Raw genomic sequence first — 15,306 nt, 5'->3', positions numbered from 1 at the left:
AATATGAAAATTGAACTATCTAAAACAATTAAAAATATTCCAGAAAATGTTTTTTACCCGATTTTCAAATTAATCTCTGACGAAAGTTCAAATGGTAATCCATTATTAAATGCGGGTATCGGAGTTCCTGACTCTGATACCCCTGAACTTTTATTAGAAACTTTAGAAAAATCTATAAGAAAACCTGAAAATATGAGATATGGAGCATTTGATGGTAAAAATGAGCTATTAGAAGAAATTTCTCATTGGTTAAAGAAAACATATAATATAGATGCTAATCCTAAAGACGAGATTGCTCTAGTCTTTGGTACTAAAGCTGGTTTATCTAGTCTACCTTCTATAATACTAAATCCGGGTGATACTACTCTTCTACCTGTGCCTAGTTATCCAGACTATATACAAGGAATTGCTCTTGCTGGAGCTAATATAGAAGAAATAATATTAAAAGAAGAAAACAGTTATCTAGTAGATTATTCTTCTATTTCTTCTGAATTGGCTGAAAAAGCTAAATTAATATTTCTAAATTATCCATCTAATCCTATTGGAGCTGTGGCAACTAAAGAATTTTATGAAGAAACGGTTCAATGGGCTGAAAAAAATAATATCATTGTTATTCAAGATCATGCTTACTCAGATTTCTATTATAAAGACGGTGTTTCACCTTGTTTTATGCAAACAGCAGGAGCTAAAGAAGTCGGAGTTGAATTCTTCTCTTTTTCTAAAAATTTCTCAATTTCTGGACTACGTATAGGCTTTGCGGTTGGTAATAAAGAAATTATAAAAGCTCTTCGTGAATATAATACTATATTCCATGCGAATATTTATGGCGCTGTCCAAGATACCGTAATTACAGCTCTTCGAAATCATAGTGAGTTAACGAGACATATCAAAAATACATATAGAACTCGTATAGAAAAAATTACTAGAAAATTAGACAAATTAGGTTATTCTTTTTATAAACCAGAAGGTGGAATTTTTATTTGGCTAAAAGTTAAAGAAGGTTTTAATAGTCAAGATTTCTTTGAATTACTTCTAAAAAAATATCGTATCGTAACTATGCCGGGACATGTATTTGGTAGTGGTGGTAACAACTACATACGTTTAAGTTTAAGTCTTTCTAATAATCAGATTGATACATTAATAAAAAAACTTGAACAACTTAATAAAGATTTATAAAAAAGAACAAGTCATCATTCATTTGAAAGATGACTTGTTTCTTTTATAATTTTGGTATTTGAATTTTCTTACCAGCTGTTATACTATTATTTTCTAAATTATTTGCTTCTTTTATTTTATTAACACCATTTTGTGCATTTGCTTCTCCATAAGCAGCTGAAGCTATACTAAATAGTGAATCTCCAGATTTAACAATATAATCTTGTCCCACTGTCGGATTTTTACTTGTAGCAGTATTAGCATTATTTTGATTATTACTACTATTAGTATTATCATTATTTTGGTTCTGTTCTGAATCTTTTTCATTAGAACTCTTTTCTTCCTTAGCTTTAGGAAGGTTGTCATTTGTTACCTTTGTTTCTTCTGGTACTTTTGCCGCCTGCTCAGTTGTTTGCGTTGTTGCATGTTTAGACTTTCCACCTAGTGCATTACTTAAGCTAGTTATCCCAACAAGAATTAATGGAGCTAAAACCACAAATATAACAACAAGAATTATATTCTTTAAATTATTTTTTTCCATTTTTACCCTCCACAGATTATTTTACTTCTTCAAAATAATCGTGGTAATATCCGCCTACTTTTCCACTATTATCTTTAATAAATATATATTCTTCTGTTTCATTAACTACTTCATATACTTTACCAACTGTTAACATATCGCTAACTTTAAATTTTTCTGCGTCAGTATGTTTAACTATTACTTTTTTAGACATTATATATCCTCCTTCTGCTCTACATTTTTATTTTATTATATTATAACTATTTTTTCAATTATTTAAATACCTAATATATTATTTTCATAACAAAATATAAGCTTTATTTATTATATTTTCTTTCTTTTTATACTTGAAACAAATACAAAAATAATTAATGATAACATCAAAGAAATTACCACAGGTTCAATTACTTTTATTACATAGATATTTTTAAAAACTATATAACTCGTTAACCCTACTAAAATCGATGATATTGCTCCATATTTTTCTGCACCTTTCCAATATAATCCTAATAAGATAGGCCATAAAAATGTTGATTCTAAACCACCAAAAGCAAATAAATTAACATTTACTATTAGACTAGGTGGTCTCATACTAATAAACATTATTAAAATTATTACAAGTATATTGATACTATAGACAAATATTGGAATTTTTCTTCCTACTATTTTCTCTTTTATTACTTTAGTACTAAAAAGTACATCTTTTATCAAAGCTGAAGATATTAATAAAAACTGAGCATTTACAGTAGTTATTATCGCTGCCATTGGTGCAGCTAGGACTAAAGCAGCTAAATACCACGGTAAAACCTTAAGTGTAATAATTGGAATAACAGAATCATAATCTTTAATATCAGGAAATACTCCTCGCGCCATAACTCCAATCAAGTGAACTCCAAACATAACTATGAAGATTACAATACTTCCAATAATTATCGATTGTTTCAAACTTCTTTTGTTTTTATAAAGCATCGAATTAATAGCTATTTGAGGAATACCGATAACTCCAACACCAACTAAAACCCAAAATGATGATACATAGCTCGGTGTTAAGCTTCCATTCGCTCCAAAAGGAGTTAAGATTTTCTCATTTATATTCAATAAATTATTAGTAATATTTTCTATTCCACCACCATAACTAATTACTGAATACAGTAATATAATAGTAGAGAAAATCATAATTAACCCTTGAATCATATCTGTAATTAGAATATTTTTTAATCCACCAAAAACTACACAAAAAATAATTATAATTGAGATTATTACAATTCCTGTTTTATAATTAATTCCCATAAAAGCTGCAAGGAGTTTTGCTCCGCCAACCCACTGAGCTGACATAGCAGCAATTAAAAAGACAATCATTGCCAATGTTGACAAGTAAGCAACCACCTTAGATTTATATCTATTTTTTAAATATTCACTAATAGTTATTGCATTTATTTTTTGAGCTGCGGCTTTAAATTTTTTAGCGAGTACAAGCAAAACAAAATACCCAGTAACAACCTGAATGACTGCAAGAAGAACCCATCCATAACCTAATTTATATGCCACACCAGGACCACCTAAAAATGTAGAAGCAGAGCCATATGTAGACATTAAAGTTATGGCTAATACTATTCCACTAACACTTCTATCAGCTAAATAATATTTTTCAAAAAATCCACCATGATGATTCTTAGCAGCTCTATTTAAAACTAAAGGTAATAGAATTATGCTAAAAAAGATAACTCCAAATAACATAATAATTTTATAATCTACATCATATTTCATTATTTTTTCTCCTCTTTTATCTCTTTATTAAATAATAGATTTGTAAAAATAACTACTAAAATTATTATTAATATACTTACTACTACAGAACTGTAGAAAAACCATTCAGGCAAACCCAGTATATATTTATAATCTTTTACAGCAACATCTTTATATTTAATATAGGCAAAGTAGTACCAAAGTACAAAATGTATAACCGCTAAGCCTACTGCGACAACTCCCTCTTTTTCTTTTAACTTATCCATTTATTTTCCCCTGTAATACTTTTTATTATGTTATATATTTTTTTATAATATACCTTCATAAAATCAACAACTATACTTCCTAACAGTAACCCAGCAATAACATCACTCAAAAAGTGTGCGCCTAGTACTACTCTAGATATCGGTACAGCTATTATTGCAAATGTAGCTAACATCGATAAAATTTCTTTCTTATTGATTATAAACAATAATGACAAGAAAAATACAACGATTATCGTTGAGTGTCCACTCGGAAAACTATAGCCACTAAATACTTCTGGTAATGGTCTTACCCTTTGGACTGTATATTTAATGATAAATAAAATTAATCCACCAAAACCTGCACTAAAAAATATAAATATTGCTTTTTTTACTTCTTTTATCCAGAACAAAAATGCAGACAATAACACCATAATTAAAAGTAATATCTTATCATTAAAAATTGTAGATATAATTTTAGCTGTTTGACCTAATATTTTTATTTGTAGTAAGTTTGATGTTATCACATCAAACTCATTAGTTGGATAGTATACAGCTACAAACATTAGCAATAAGAATAGTATTATTTTCAAGTAAGTAAAAATTTTAATGTTCCTCATTTTACATTTTACCTCCTACTATCTTTAAAATCTTCTTATAAAAGTCATCTACACTATTTATAACTTTCTTTTCTTCTTTATATCTTTTCATCGCATCTTTATATTGAGCTAGATCGTTATAAAAATCATCTATCTCACTTACTTTTAATGATGCAAATTCTTCTTCTGACACTACTTTAGCAAAGCTATTTTTTTCAAAGAAACGAGCATTTTCTATTTGATCTCCTCTACTTTGATTAGTACCTAATGGAACCAATATAGCCGGCTTTTCTAAAGCTAAATATTCATATAAAGCATTTGCTCCAGCACGCGAAATAGTAAAATCTACTATTTGAAATACATCAAATAATTCCTGTGCTAAAAACTCGTACTGACAATATCCTTCTGCTTTTATATCCTTATTTAATAAATTTTTCCCTACTAAATGAACAATTTGATATTTTTTTGTTAGTTCTTCTATATTATTCCATATATAATCATTTAATATCTTAGAACCTAATGAACCTCCCATTACTAAAATAACGGGTTTTTCACTATTAAAATTACAGAACTTATAACCTGCTTCTTTATCACCATTATAAATATCATCTCGTACAATAGCTCCAATTAAGCTTGCTTTGCCTTTCGGTAAATACTTTAAAGTATCTTCAAAAGTCGTAAAAATATGATTACTAAACTTAATATTAATCTTATTGGCAAGTCCTGGAGTTAAATCTGATTCATGAAGTACAACTGGAATTTTTAAAATTCTAGCTGCTAAACAAACAGGTACACTAACAAATCCACCTTTTGAAAAAACAAACTCTGGTTTTTCCTTTTTTAAAATAAAAATGGAATCTATTATCCCTTTTAAAACTTTAAATGGGTCTATAAAGTTTTCCCATGAGAAATATCTTCTTAATTTTCCAGAACTAATTTCATGGTACTCTACACCTGAAATTTTTTCTATCATTTCCTTCTCTATCCCTTTTTTGCTACCAATATATGAGATTTGATAGCCATTCTTTTTAAATTCTGGAATAAGTGCTACATTAACTGACACATGCCCTGCAGAACCTCCTCCAGTAAAAAGGATTTTATTCACTATTACTTTCTCTCTTTCATCTTTTTCTCTAATTTTTCTTCAACATTTTTTGGAACAAATTTTGATAAATCTGCACCAAATCCAGAAACACCTTTTACTATACTAGAACTTATAAATGAATATTGTTTATTAGCCATCATATAAAAAGTTTCTATATCATCATCTAATGCTTTGTTCATAAATGTTAGCTGCATCTCATACTCAAAATCCGAGACTGCCCTAAGCCCTCTTACTATAACACTCGAACCTACTTTTTTTGCATAATTTACTAATAATCCTGAAAAAGAATCCACTCTTACATTATCTAAACCTTTTATCGTTTCATGTATCATGCTTTCTCTTTCTTCTAATGTAAATAAATATTTTTTATCAGGATTAACTAAAATTGCTACAATAACTTCATCAAATAATTGAGCACTTCTAGTTATTATATCAATATGCCCATAAGTTATTGGATCAAAACTTCCTGGTACAATTGCAATTTTTTTCTTCATTACTATTTCTCCACATATTCAAAGATTACTATATCAGTAATCCCATATTCTTTTTCTTTTACTATTTCTAAGTTTACCGATTCAATAGAGATATTTTCATCTTTACTTTTTTCACATACTATTAAACAATGTTTATTACAGACATTATTCTCTAATATAGATTTTAAAGCAAGATTAACTAATCCTTTATCATACGGTGGATCTAAAAAAATCAAATCAAATTTTTCTTCTTTTTTTCCTAAGATTTTTAATGCACGTTTATAGTCGTTTCTATAAACATCATAATTAGTCTTTGGAATACGGCACTTTTCTATATTTGAATGTATCGTTTTTATTGCGCTACTACTGCCGTCAATAAACACTGCATGCTCTGCACCCCTACTCAAGCTTTCTATTCCCAGAGCACCTGTTCCTCCAAAAAGATCAAGGATGCGTCCGTCACAATGTAACATATTGAATAGATTTTCTTTTATTTTATCTGTTGTTGGACGTGTGTTCATCCCATCAACCGAATTTAATTTGATAGATTTATATTTACCAGCTATAACTCTCATTATTCCTCACTCTAATATAATAATTATCAAGTTTTATAGTCATATATGTCTTGTTAAGATATACCCAATAAATAAGGGAGATTTTGCCTTTAGCTTGTCTCCCCTAAATTATATATTTCTAACTCTATGAAATTTCATGTTGTTTGGACATTTTTTCTAGATTTTCGAAACTTAAATGTAAGTTAGACATTTCCGAAATTTCTATTTTCTTTACAAATTTCTTTTTCTTTAAGTCTTCTATTATGCTATCCATTCGATTTTCATCAACATATATACACGCATAACGTCCCCTTTTAGAATAAGAAATAAAATTTCCATACTTTTCTAATTTACTTAAATCTTTAAAACTTTTGAAATAGACATATATTCCTCGACGTTCTTTTTCAAATAATTCCATATTATCTCCTAGAAATGAGCTGTCGCGTCTACACGGCCTTTCTCATCTATTTTTATAACTTTAACTTTTAACGTATCTCCAATTTTAACAACATCTTCTACTTTATTTACACGTTCAGCTGATAGTTTAGAAATATGAACTAATGCATCTACTCCTGGGAATAATTCTACGAAAGCTCCAAATTTTTCAATGCGTTTGACTTCTGCCAAATAAACTTCTCCAACTTCTGCCTCACGAGTTATATTTTCAATAATTTCGATAGCTTTATTAATTCCATCTATTTCAGGAGATGAAATAAATACTTCCCCTGTTTGTTCAATATCAATTTTAACTCCAGTTTTTTCAATAATTTCATTAATAACTTTACCACCAGAACCGATAACATCTTTGATTTTCTCTGGTTTAATTCTAATAATTTTAATCTTAGGTGCGAAAGTAGAAACTTCCTCACGTGGCTCAGAAATAATATTATTCATATGATCTAAGATTTGTAATCTTCCTACACGCGCCTGTTCTAATGATTCTTTTAAAATCTGTTCGCTTAACCCTTCAATTTTTATATCCATTTGAAGTGCTGTTATACCTTCTGATGTACCAGCTACTTTAAAGTCCATATCTCCTAGGTGGTCTTCCATACCTTGTATATCAGTTAAAATAGTATAGTGTTCATCTTTTTTTACAAGACCCATAGCTATTCCTGCTACTTGTGCTTTAATTGGTACACCTGCTGCCATAAGTGCCATAGATCCTGAACAAATAGTTGCTTGAGAACTTGAACCATTTGATTCCAAGATTTCCGATACAATACGAATAGTATATGGGAAATCTTCTTTTGAAGGGATAACTTGCGCTAATGCACGTTCTCCTAATGCACCATGTCCTATCTCACGACGTCCTGGTGCACGACTAAATCCTACTTCACCTACAGAAAATGCTGGAAAGTTATAATGTAGCATAAATCTCTTATTTTCTTCTTGAGTTAAATCATCAATAATTTGCTCATCAGATAAGTTACCTAATGTTACTACACCTAGTGATTGAGTTTGCCCACGAGTGAATAACGCTGACCCATGAGTTCTTGGAAGCACATCAATACGTGATGCTAATGGACGAATTTCTGTTAATGCACGACCATCTGGACGAACTTTATCTTCTGTAATCTCACGACGAACTTCATCTTTCACAATTTTATCCAATGATAATTTTACTTCTTTAACAATATCTAATTCATCTTCATCTGTTACACGTTCATCAAAGACTGCAAGTACTCTTTCCTTAACAACAGATATTGCTTCATCACGCTCTTGTTTATCTTTAATGGCAATTGCAGATTTCATTTCTGTTAATGATAAGTCCAATACTTCATTATAAATATTTTCGTCAATAACTTTTAACTCTACTTCCATTTTTTCTTGACCGATTTCATCAACTATTTGTTGTTGGAAAGCTATTAAACGCTTAATCTCTTCATGACCAAACATAATTGCATTTAGCATTACTTCTTCTGAAACTTCTTCTGCTCCTGCTTCAACCATATTAATCGCATCTTTTGTACCAGCAACTTTAAGGTCTATTTTTGAGTTTTCGAATTGTTCTACATTTGGATTAATTACATATTCTCCATCAACATATCCAACAGTAACACCTGCGATAGGGCCTTTAAATGGAATATTAGAAACAGATAAAGCTAATGAGCTACCTAACATAGCTGCCATAACTGGATCACAATCATATTCTACTGATAATACTGTTGAAATAACTTGAACTTCATTTCTAAAACCATCTTCAAACAATGGTCTTATCGGTCTATCTATTAAACGAGCTGCTAATGTAGCTTCTGTTCCTGGACGCCCTTCACGACGCAAGAATCCTCCAGGTATTTTTCCAACTGCATACATTTTTTCCTCATAATTAACTGTTAATGGAAAGAAATCTACATCTTTTGCTTCTTTTGATGCTACCGCTGTAGTTAAAACAACAGTATCTCCGTATTTTACAACAACTGCCGCATTGGCTTGACGAGCCATTTCTCCTAATTCAACAGTTAATTCTTTTCCAGCCCACTGTGTTGTATATATTTTTTTATCTTGAAACATTTTTATTTCCTTTCAACGCTTTTATTTCTATTTCTTTATATAAATCGACTACTTTATTATATCATGAATACTTTTATTTAGAAAGAAAAAAAGAGAAGTGAGTCACTAAAAATCAATTTTTCTGAATCACTTCTCTTCTTTATTAAGGTTTAATATATTTAACTAACACTATTTAGAATATTAAGTTAGTTGTATCTGATATAACTTGTATAAAATAAGTATTATCAGTATAAAAATAATAAATAATATAAAATATATTTTTTGTTTATTAGACATTCTATATATTTCCTTGAATTTTTTTTTCTAGAATATTTCTTGCGTGTTCACATACTCTCGTAAAGTGCTGAATTAAGTCCATATAGACTACTCCTGCTGAAATTTCACAATCTCCATCTTTCATACGATCGGTATGCTTCTTACGCGCTGTTTTTTCTAACGCATATATATTCTCACAAGCTGCTAATGCTGCTCCTGCTATTGCAATGTTATTTTCCTCTAATGATTTAATCGTTTTTAGAATAATGTCATTACATAATTCATACATCTCTTGAACTTCTGCTTTTGCATCATCAGAGAATTTTAATTTTTTCTTAATTTGATAATTTACCGAAGTAACAATATCACGTGCGTGATCTCCAATTCTTTCAATATCACGTGTTCCATCTAATAAAATTGACGCTGCTTGCCCTTCTTTTGGACTTAATTTTTCTCTAAACAATAGAGTTAAATAATCTGTCATTTGCTCATCAAAGTTATTAATTGCTTCTTCGTATGTCTCACCTTTTTCATTCAAAGATTCGTCTCGAGTCATGAAATACTCTACAGAATTACGTAAACTTTTTTTAGATAAAATAAGCATCTCAATAAATTCTTTTTGTACTTGACCCAGTGCGACCGCTGGTGCACTAGAAATAAGCGATTTGTCTAGGTATTGTGTACTGTATTTGATTTGCTCATCTTCCCCTGGAATCAACCTAGTTACAACAATTACTAATAACCAAATGAATGGGAATTGTAATACTGTATTAAGAATATTAAATGTACCATGTGCTGTTGCAATTGTCATCTTTGGATTTAGACCAAATGTAGTTTCTAAATAAGAAACAAATGCCGTATATGGCACTAGAGCTATTAAACATATAATAGTTCCAATCACATTAAACAATACGTGAGATGCTGCTACACGTTTTGCCGCAATATTACTTCCTACCATCGCTAATGCTGCTGTTGTAATAGCAGTACCGATATTATCTCCAAATAATACTGGCAACGCTCCATTAAGGTTTAAAGCTGCATCAGCATATAAGTTTTGTAAAATCGCAATTGTAGCTGCCGATGATTGGATAAGAACTGTTAATAATGTTCCAACTCCAACTCCGACCCAAGCACTATCATCAATATGCACAAGAATATTTTGGAACCACGTCATATCTCTCATAGGCCCCATGGCTGTTGACATCATTTTTAAAGCATAGAAAATCCCACCAAATCCAAAAATTACACGCCCTATATTGTTTATTAATTTGGCACGAGTAAAGAATAAAAACGCTGCTCCTACAAAAATTAATGGTAGTGAGTATTTTGAAATATTAAAACCAATAATAAATGATGTTAATGTTGTTCCAATATTAGAACCCATAACTATAGCAATTGCTTGTTTAGTTTTTAATAATCCTGCTCCTACTAAACTTATTGTGATAACTATTGTTCCAGTACTCGATTGAATCAGTATTGTAACAATAATTCCGGCTAGAACTGCCATCAGAGGTTTAGATGTATATTTATCTAAAACATATCTCATCTTATCTCCAGCTATTAATTGAAGCCCGTCTCCCATATATTTAATACTAAATAGGAATAACCCCAGACCTCCTAAAAAAGAAAATAAAATTTCTTGCCAAAGTGCTGACACTTTTTTGTCCTCCTAATATATGTTAAGTACATCATTAAATGCACAAATAGATTTTACCACATAAATTTTAAAAGTACAACTAAAATTTTAAAGGCAATAGTTAAAATATTATTATAAAAAATGATTCCAGTTATAATAATTTTAATTATCAAAACTTAATTATTTTAATAAAAAAGATACCTACAATAAATGTAAGTATCTTTTATTATTTTATGCTTGTGGATATACAGAAACTTTTTTACGGCTACGTCCGTATCTTTCGAAACGTACAACACCATCAACTAGTGAAAATAGTGTATCATCTCCACCTTTTCCTACGTTAGTTCCTGGCCAAATTTTAGTTCCACGTTGTCTGTAAAGTATAGAACCTGCAGTTACGTACTGACCATCAGCTCTTTTAGCACCTAAACGTTTTGATTCAGAGTCACGTCCGTTTTTAGTAGAACCTACCCCTTTTTTAGATGCGAAGAATTGTAAATTTAATTTTAACATCATCTCTAGTTCACCTCTCTTATTTCGATAGTTATATAATCTGAATAATTTTCTTCTATAGTTTTTAATGCAACCATCATTGCACTTAACAAAAGTTGTTCCTTCTCAGTAGATTTTAATGATCTATATGTTAAATGGCCTGTTTCATCTTCACTCGCTGAAATATCAAACTGAACATCTTCATCTAACTCATCTACTGCATTTATTAAACCAAAAACTACTGCTGATACTCCTGCACAAACTATATCAGAACCATGTTCTGCATAGTCTGCGTGTCCATCAACTATAACTTGTTTAATAATTTCAACTTCTTTTTTTATTTCAACCTTTATCATAATTAAGCGTTAATTTTTTCAACTACTAATTTAGTAAATGGTTGACGGTGACCTAATTTACGGTGATTGTTTTTCTTAGGTTTGTATTTGAATACTGTGATTTTTTTACCTTTACCTTGAGCAACTACTTTAGCTGTTACTGTCGCACCAGCTACTAAAGGAGCACCAACTTTAGTAGTTTCTCCACCTACTAATACTACTTCGTCAAAAGTAACTGTAGAATCAACTTCAGCTGCTAATTTTTCAACTAAGATTGTTTGTCCTTCTTCAACACGTAGTTGTTTCCCACCTGTTTTAATTACTGCGTACATATCTGCACCTCCTTAAATATTTTTTACTAAGACTCGCCATATAAGGTGGATTGCTCACTTTGTTACCTTACACGTGCGGTTGTAGTAGCTATTTTAGGAGCTACTCAACATTACAATTCTAACATATATAACTATACTCGTCAACTATTTATTTAAACTTTTTATTGATTTTTCTCCTTCCTCTATTCTTAAGTAAAGAAAAGAATCTTGAATTTCTTCAAGATTCCTATACTAATTATTTTCTTTTTTTCTTATTACTAGAAACAAGTGTTACTTTGTTTGGATCAAATGATTGTTTTTTTTGTTTTTCAGGTTTGTACGGTGGATAAATTTTATATCCTAAGTACGTTTGGAATATTAAGAATACTCCCCCTACAATATAATACACGGCTACCGCTCCTGCAACCCAGAATGAGAATACAGCAATCATTACTGGACTCAGCCATTGCATCATTTGCATTTGACCTTGAAGTTGCTCTTGACCTGGTTGTGTAACTTGTGGTGTCATTCTCATTGCTAAACGCGTTTGAATTGCATACACTATAAATGCAATTACAGGTAGTATGTATGATCTAGTCCCTAGACTAAACACTCCTAAGAATGTTGAATCAATGATTCCTGCCGAATATAACGGGTTAGATAATGTGAAGAATAATCCTGTTAAGAATGGCATTTGAATTAGTAATGGTAAACATCCACCAACAGTTAGCGGCATTGCATTATATTTTTTCATAATTGCCATTTGTTCTCTTTGAAGCTCCATAAGTTCAGCTCTTGCCTGCGTTTTTTCTTCATTAGAGATTGCACGAGCTTCTTTCTCACGAGCAGCCTTTTGTTTTGCTTGAACTACTTCTAATTCTGGACGAGCTAGCGCCTGTCCACGACGTGCTTCATTTTGAGATTTATAGTTTTTCAACATAAATGGTAGAATTATAATACGTATAATTAAAGTAATTATAACAATTGACCATCCCCAACTCCCAACATAGTCATGGATTTTACTTAAAGATATATCCATTGGTTTTACAAATGTTTCATAGAATGTTCCACTTCTATCTTGCGCCGAACATCCAGATAAAACAAACATACCTGCAAAACCTAATAAAAGTGCAGATAATTTTTTCAATTTAGTACTCCTTTAAAAATATTTTATAATAAAAAATTAAAAATAAGGTAAGATTCTCACCTTACACAATTTTATTTACCTTGTAAATTATATCAGATTAAAAAGAGGTAGTCAAACCTTTTAGCAACTACCTCTTTAATTATTTTATTATTTTTCTTTTTTAGGTAAGAAAGCATTTAATAGAACACCACTTATTGCTGCTAATGCCATCGCAGGTAATTCAAAATGAATACTTTCAAATTTTAACATTGCTCCACCTACTCCAAGAACAATGATTACTGATGAAATTACTAAGTTTCTATTAATACTTAAATCTACTTTTTCATCTACTAACATTCTAAGTCCGCTCGAAGCTATAATACCAAATAATAATATTGATACTCCTCCCATAACCGGTGATGGAATAGTAGAAATTAAAGCAGAAAATTTACCTACAAAACTTAATATAAGTGCAAATACTGCTGCTCCTCCTAAAACAAACACAGAAAACACACGAGTAATAGCAAGAACTCCAATATTTTCACCATAAGTTGTACTTGGAGGTCCACCTAATAATGATGCAAACATCATTGCCGTTCCATCTGCTAAAATTGAACGATGTAACCCTGGATCTTTCAGAACATTACGTCCTATTACTTCTGATAATACCATTTGGTGTCCAATATGCTCATTGATAGTTACAATAGCAATAGGAACCATTGCAAGGGCAGCTATATTCCATTCTGGTGTGTAAGTTACAAATGGTACTGTAAATTTAGGTAAGCTAAACCATGGAGCATCTATAACAGGTTGGAAATTTACTAGACCTGCTATAACCGCTACTATATATCCAAATACAATTCCTAATAATACTGGTATTTGTTTAGCAAATCCTCTTAAAGCTACCGCACAAATAATTGTAATTAGTAGTGTAATAAGTGCTACTGAAAAGTATTTCAAATCATAGACTTTTGCGCCATCAACAGTTTTGTTCATAGCCATATCAATTGCTGTTGGTGCAAGACCTAATCCAATAACAATAATAATTGGCCCTACTACAACTGGTGGTAAAAGTTTTAATAACCAGTTAACACCGAATTTATAGATAAACATTGCTACTACACCGTAAACTAAGCTGGCTAAGAAAGCACCAAGCATAGCTGTCTCTACATTATGTGTAGTTGATAAAACTATAATTGGGTTAATAAATGCGAATGATGATCCTAAATATGCTGGAATTTTTCCGCGTGTTATTAATAAATACGTTAATGTCCCAATACCTGATGTTGTCAGTGCTGTACTAGCTGGTAATCCTGTTAAAATCGGTACTAGAACTGTTGCCCCAAACATTGCGAATAAATGTTGCAAACTTAGTGTAATCCAAAGCCCGATACTCGGCTTCTCATGAACATCTAAGACTGGTTTTACTCTTGACTCTTGTGTCATCTTTTTTCTCCTTAATATTATATTATTAATTAGATTGATAAAAGTCTATCCTCTTTTATTCAAACTTTCATAATTATACCATAAGGCTAGTTATAATAAAAGTATTTTTTTACAGAATAATAAAAAAGATAAATTAGCATCAAAATATAAATTTGACTGCAAATCTATCTTTAATTATCTTCTATTCTACATCTATTCCAACAATAACAACTTCTTCTACTGGTTTATCTTGAGCTCCAGTTTCCACTGCTGCAATTTTTTCTAAAGTTTCTGCACCTTCTAATAATTGACCAAAAACTGTATGACGATGATCTAAATGAGGTGTTCCACCTACTTCAGCATATCCTTTAATAGCTTCTTCTGGCCAACCACCTTGTTCTAATGCATCCAAAGTTCTTGCATCTAGGTGATTATTTTGAACAATAAAGAATTGGCTACCATTTGTATTTGGACCTGCATTTGCCATACTTAAAGCTCCATAAAAGTGGAAGTAATCCATTGAAAATTCATCTTCAAAACTATTACCCCAGATTGATTCTCCTCCCATACCAGTTCCTGTTGGGTCTCCTCCTTGAATCATAAAATCTTTTATAACACGGTGGAATATTATTCCATTATAATATCCGTTTTTAGCGTGTGTTACAAAATTTTCTACTGCTTTAGGAATATCTTTTTCGAAAAGCTTAAATGCCATATCTCCATGCGTTGTTTTAATAGTTACTTTGATTTCTCCATCAAGTATTTCTTTTGTTAATTGTGGTAACATATATTTCCTCCAAGGCAAGAGGAAGAAGACT

At 30.7% G+C, this 15,306-nt stretch carries 18 protein-coding genes and 1 other annotated feature; of the genes, 1 reads left to right on the top strand and 17 read right to left on the bottom strand.

What is annotated here, in order from left to right:
* Nucleotides 1-3 precede the first annotated feature (3 nt).
* Nucleotides 4-1,176 carry an aminotransferase class I/II-fold pyridoxal phosphate-dependent enzyme gene (locus DQN46_RS02630; RefSeq protein WP_111742912.1) on the top strand — a complete coding sequence of 391 codons (1,173 nt, stop codon included), beginning with the start codon at nt 4-6 and terminating at the stop codon, nt 1,174-1,176.
* A 43-nt stretch (nt 1,177-1,219) separates the two neighbouring features.
* On the opposite strand, the gene DQN46_RS02625 is transcribed toward DQN46_RS02630, so the two are convergent.
* From DQN46_RS02625 to DQN46_RS02550, 17 genes are all read right to left on the bottom strand, one after another.
* Nucleotides 1,220-1,696, bottom strand: coding sequence for a LysM peptidoglycan-binding domain-containing protein (locus tag DQN46_RS02625; protein WP_111742911.1), 477 nt, complete (start codon nt 1,694-1,696; stop codon nt 1,220-1,222).
* 16 nt (nt 1,697-1,712) lie between these two features.
* Nucleotides 1,713-1,889: a DUF6501 family protein gene (locus DQN46_RS08545; RefSeq protein ID WP_004632434.1), complete on the bottom strand. Its 177-nt coding sequence runs from the start codon at nt 1,887-1,889 to the stop codon at nt 1,713-1,715.
* A 110-nt stretch (nt 1,890-1,999) separates the two neighbouring features.
* Nucleotides 2,000-3,442 (bottom strand): sodium/pantothenate symporter, encoded by a 1,443-nt coding sequence (gene panF / locus DQN46_RS02620; RefSeq protein ID WP_111742910.1) that lies wholly within the window; start codon nt 3,440-3,442, stop codon nt 2,000-2,002.
* On the bottom strand, nt 3,442-3,687 hold the full coding sequence (locus tag DQN46_RS02615) for a DUF997 family protein (RefSeq protein ID WP_004632439.1): 246 nt from the start codon (nt 3,685-3,687) through the stop codon (nt 3,442-3,444). Before DQN46_RS02615 ends, panF begins: the two co-directional genes overlap by 1 nt.
* On the bottom strand, nt 3,675-4,283 hold the full coding sequence (locus DQN46_RS02610) for a phosphatase PAP2 family protein (protein WP_111742909.1): 609 nt from the start codon (nt 4,281-4,283) through the stop codon (nt 3,675-3,677). Before DQN46_RS02610 ends, DQN46_RS02615 begins: the two co-directional genes overlap by 13 nt.
* A 1-nt stretch (nt 4,284) precedes the next feature.
* A complete protein-coding gene (locus DQN46_RS02605) occupies nt 4,285-5,367 on the bottom strand; it encodes an undecaprenyldiphospho-muramoylpentapeptide beta-N-acetylglucosaminyltransferase (protein ID WP_111742908.1) in 1,083 nt (360 codons plus the stop codon).
* A 2-nt stretch (nt 5,368-5,369) separates the two neighbouring features.
* Entirely contained in the window at nt 5,370-5,861 is a 492-nt protein-coding gene (coaD, locus tag DQN46_RS02600; protein WP_004632444.1) for a pantetheine-phosphate adenylyltransferase, read from the bottom strand.
* Nucleotides 5,862-5,863: 2 nt separating this feature from the next.
* Nucleotides 5,864-6,415, bottom strand: coding sequence for a 16S rRNA (guanine(966)-N(2))-methyltransferase RsmD (rsmD, locus tag DQN46_RS02595; RefSeq protein WP_004632447.1), 552 nt, complete (start codon nt 6,413-6,415; stop codon nt 5,864-5,866).
* A 124-nt stretch (nt 6,416-6,539) separates the two neighbouring features.
* Nucleotides 6,540-6,812, bottom strand: a complete 273-nt coding sequence (locus DQN46_RS02590; protein WP_004632449.1) for a DUF2129 domain-containing protein — start codon at nt 6,810-6,812, stop codon at nt 6,540-6,542.
* A gap of 8 nt (nt 6,813-6,820) precedes the next feature.
* Nucleotides 6,821-8,908 carry a polyribonucleotide nucleotidyltransferase gene (gene pnp / locus DQN46_RS02585; RefSeq protein WP_111742907.1) on the bottom strand — a complete coding sequence of 696 codons (2,088 nt, stop codon included), beginning with the start codon at nt 8,906-8,908 and terminating at the stop codon, nt 6,821-6,823.
* A gap of 277 nt (nt 8,909-9,185) precedes the next feature.
* Nucleotides 9,186-10,820: a Na/Pi cotransporter family protein gene (locus tag DQN46_RS02580; RefSeq protein ID WP_111742906.1), complete on the bottom strand. Its 1,635-nt coding sequence runs from the start codon at nt 10,818-10,820 to the stop codon at nt 9,186-9,188.
* Nucleotides 10,821-11,030: 210 nt separating this feature from the next.
* Nucleotides 11,031-11,312: a 50S ribosomal protein L27 gene (gene rpmA / locus DQN46_RS02575; RefSeq protein ID WP_031552190.1), complete on the bottom strand. Its 282-nt coding sequence runs from the start codon at nt 11,310-11,312 to the stop codon at nt 11,031-11,033.
* A 5-nt stretch (nt 11,313-11,317) separates the two neighbouring features.
* Complete coding sequence (locus DQN46_RS02570; RefSeq protein WP_111742905.1) at nt 11,318-11,647, bottom strand: ribosomal-processing cysteine protease Prp; 330 nt, start codon at nt 11,645-11,647, stop codon at nt 11,318-11,320.
* 2 nt (nt 11,648-11,649) lie between these two features.
* Nucleotides 11,650-11,958 carry a 50S ribosomal protein L21 gene (gene rplU / locus DQN46_RS02565; RefSeq protein WP_003144981.1) on the bottom strand — a complete coding sequence of 103 codons (309 nt, stop codon included), beginning with the start codon at nt 11,956-11,958 and terminating at the stop codon, nt 11,650-11,652.
* 19 nt (nt 11,959-11,977) lie between these two features.
* Nucleotides 11,978-12,049 (bottom strand) — a sequence feature (ribosomal protein L21 leader region).
* Between the two features lie 144 nt (nt 12,050-12,193).
* On the bottom strand, nt 12,194-13,084 hold the full coding sequence (locus DQN46_RS02560; protein WP_224207435.1) for a YidC/Oxa1 family membrane protein insertase: 891 nt from the start codon (nt 13,082-13,084) through the stop codon (nt 12,194-12,196).
* 147 nt (nt 13,085-13,231) lie between these two features.
* Nucleotides 13,232-14,509 (bottom strand): solute carrier family 23 protein, encoded by a 1,278-nt coding sequence (locus tag DQN46_RS02555; RefSeq protein ID WP_004632462.1) that lies wholly within the window; start codon nt 14,507-14,509, stop codon nt 13,232-13,234.
* A gap of 181 nt (nt 14,510-14,690) precedes the next feature.
* Entirely contained in the window at nt 14,691-15,275 is a 585-nt protein-coding gene (locus DQN46_RS02550) for a peptidylprolyl isomerase (RefSeq protein WP_111742904.1), read from the bottom strand.
* Between the last annotated feature and the right edge of the window lie 31 nt (nt 15,276-15,306).

Source organism: Gemella morbillorum (assembly GCF_900476045.1).
Classification (GTDB): Bacteria; Bacillota; Bacilli; order Staphylococcales; family Gemellaceae; genus Gemella; species Gemella morbillorum.
The sequence above is the reverse complement of the archived record's forward strand: the minus strand, read 5'-3'. Positions and strand labels throughout refer to the sequence as shown.

Excerpts from the sequence above, each read along its gene's own strand:
- rplU (WP_003144981.1), bottom strand. The coding sequence starts at position 11,958 with ATGTACGCAGTAATTAAAACAGGTGGGAAACAACTACGTGTTGAAGAA.
- coaD (WP_004632444.1), bottom strand. The coding sequence starts at position 5,861 with ATGAAGAAAAAAATTGCAATTGTACCAGGAAGTTTTGATCCAATAACT.
- DQN46_RS02570 (WP_111742905.1), bottom strand. The coding sequence starts at position 11,647 with ATGATAAAGGTTGAAATAAAAAAAGAAGTTGAAATTATTAAACAAGTT.
- rsmD (WP_004632447.1), bottom strand. The coding sequence starts at position 6,415 with ATGAGAGTTATAGCTGGTAAATATAAATCTATCAAATTAAATTCGGTT.
- DQN46_RS02615 (WP_004632439.1), bottom strand. The coding sequence starts at position 3,687 with ATGGATAAGTTAAAAGAAAAAGAGGGAGTTGTCGCAGTAGGCTTAGCG.
- rpmA (WP_031552190.1), bottom strand. The coding sequence starts at position 11,312 with ATGTTAAAATTAAATTTACAATTCTTCGCATCTAAAAAAGGGGTAGGT.
- DQN46_RS08545 (WP_004632434.1), bottom strand. The coding sequence starts at position 1,889 with ATGTCTAAAAAAGTAATAGTTAAACATACTGACGCAGAAAAATTTAAA.
- DQN46_RS02610 (WP_111742909.1), bottom strand. The coding sequence starts at position 4,283 with ATGAGGAACATTAAAATTTTTACTTACTTGAAAATAATACTATTCTTA.
- DQN46_RS02625 (WP_111742911.1), bottom strand. The coding sequence starts at position 1,696 with ATGGAAAAAAATAATTTAAAGAATATAATTCTTGTTGTTATATTTGTG.
- DQN46_RS02590 (WP_004632449.1), bottom strand. The coding sequence starts at position 6,812 with ATGGAATTATTTGAAAAAGAACGTCGAGGAATATATGTCTATTTCAAA.
- DQN46_RS02630 (WP_111742912.1), top strand. The coding sequence starts at position 4 with ATGAAAATTGAACTATCTAAAACAATTAAAAATATTCCAGAAAATGTT.
- DQN46_RS02555 (WP_004632462.1), bottom strand. The coding sequence starts at position 14,509 with ATGACACAAGAGTCAAGAGTAAAACCAGTCTTAGATGTTCATGAGAAG.
- panF (WP_111742910.1), bottom strand. The coding sequence starts at position 3,442 with ATGAAATATGATGTAGATTATAAAATTATTATGTTATTTGGAGTTATC.
- pnp (WP_111742907.1), bottom strand. The coding sequence starts at position 8,908 with ATGTTTCAAGATAAAAAAATATATACAACACAGTGGGCTGGAAAAGAA.
- DQN46_RS02550 (WP_111742904.1), bottom strand. The coding sequence starts at position 15,275 with ATGTTACCACAATTAACAAAAGAAATACTTGATGGAGAAATCAAAGTA.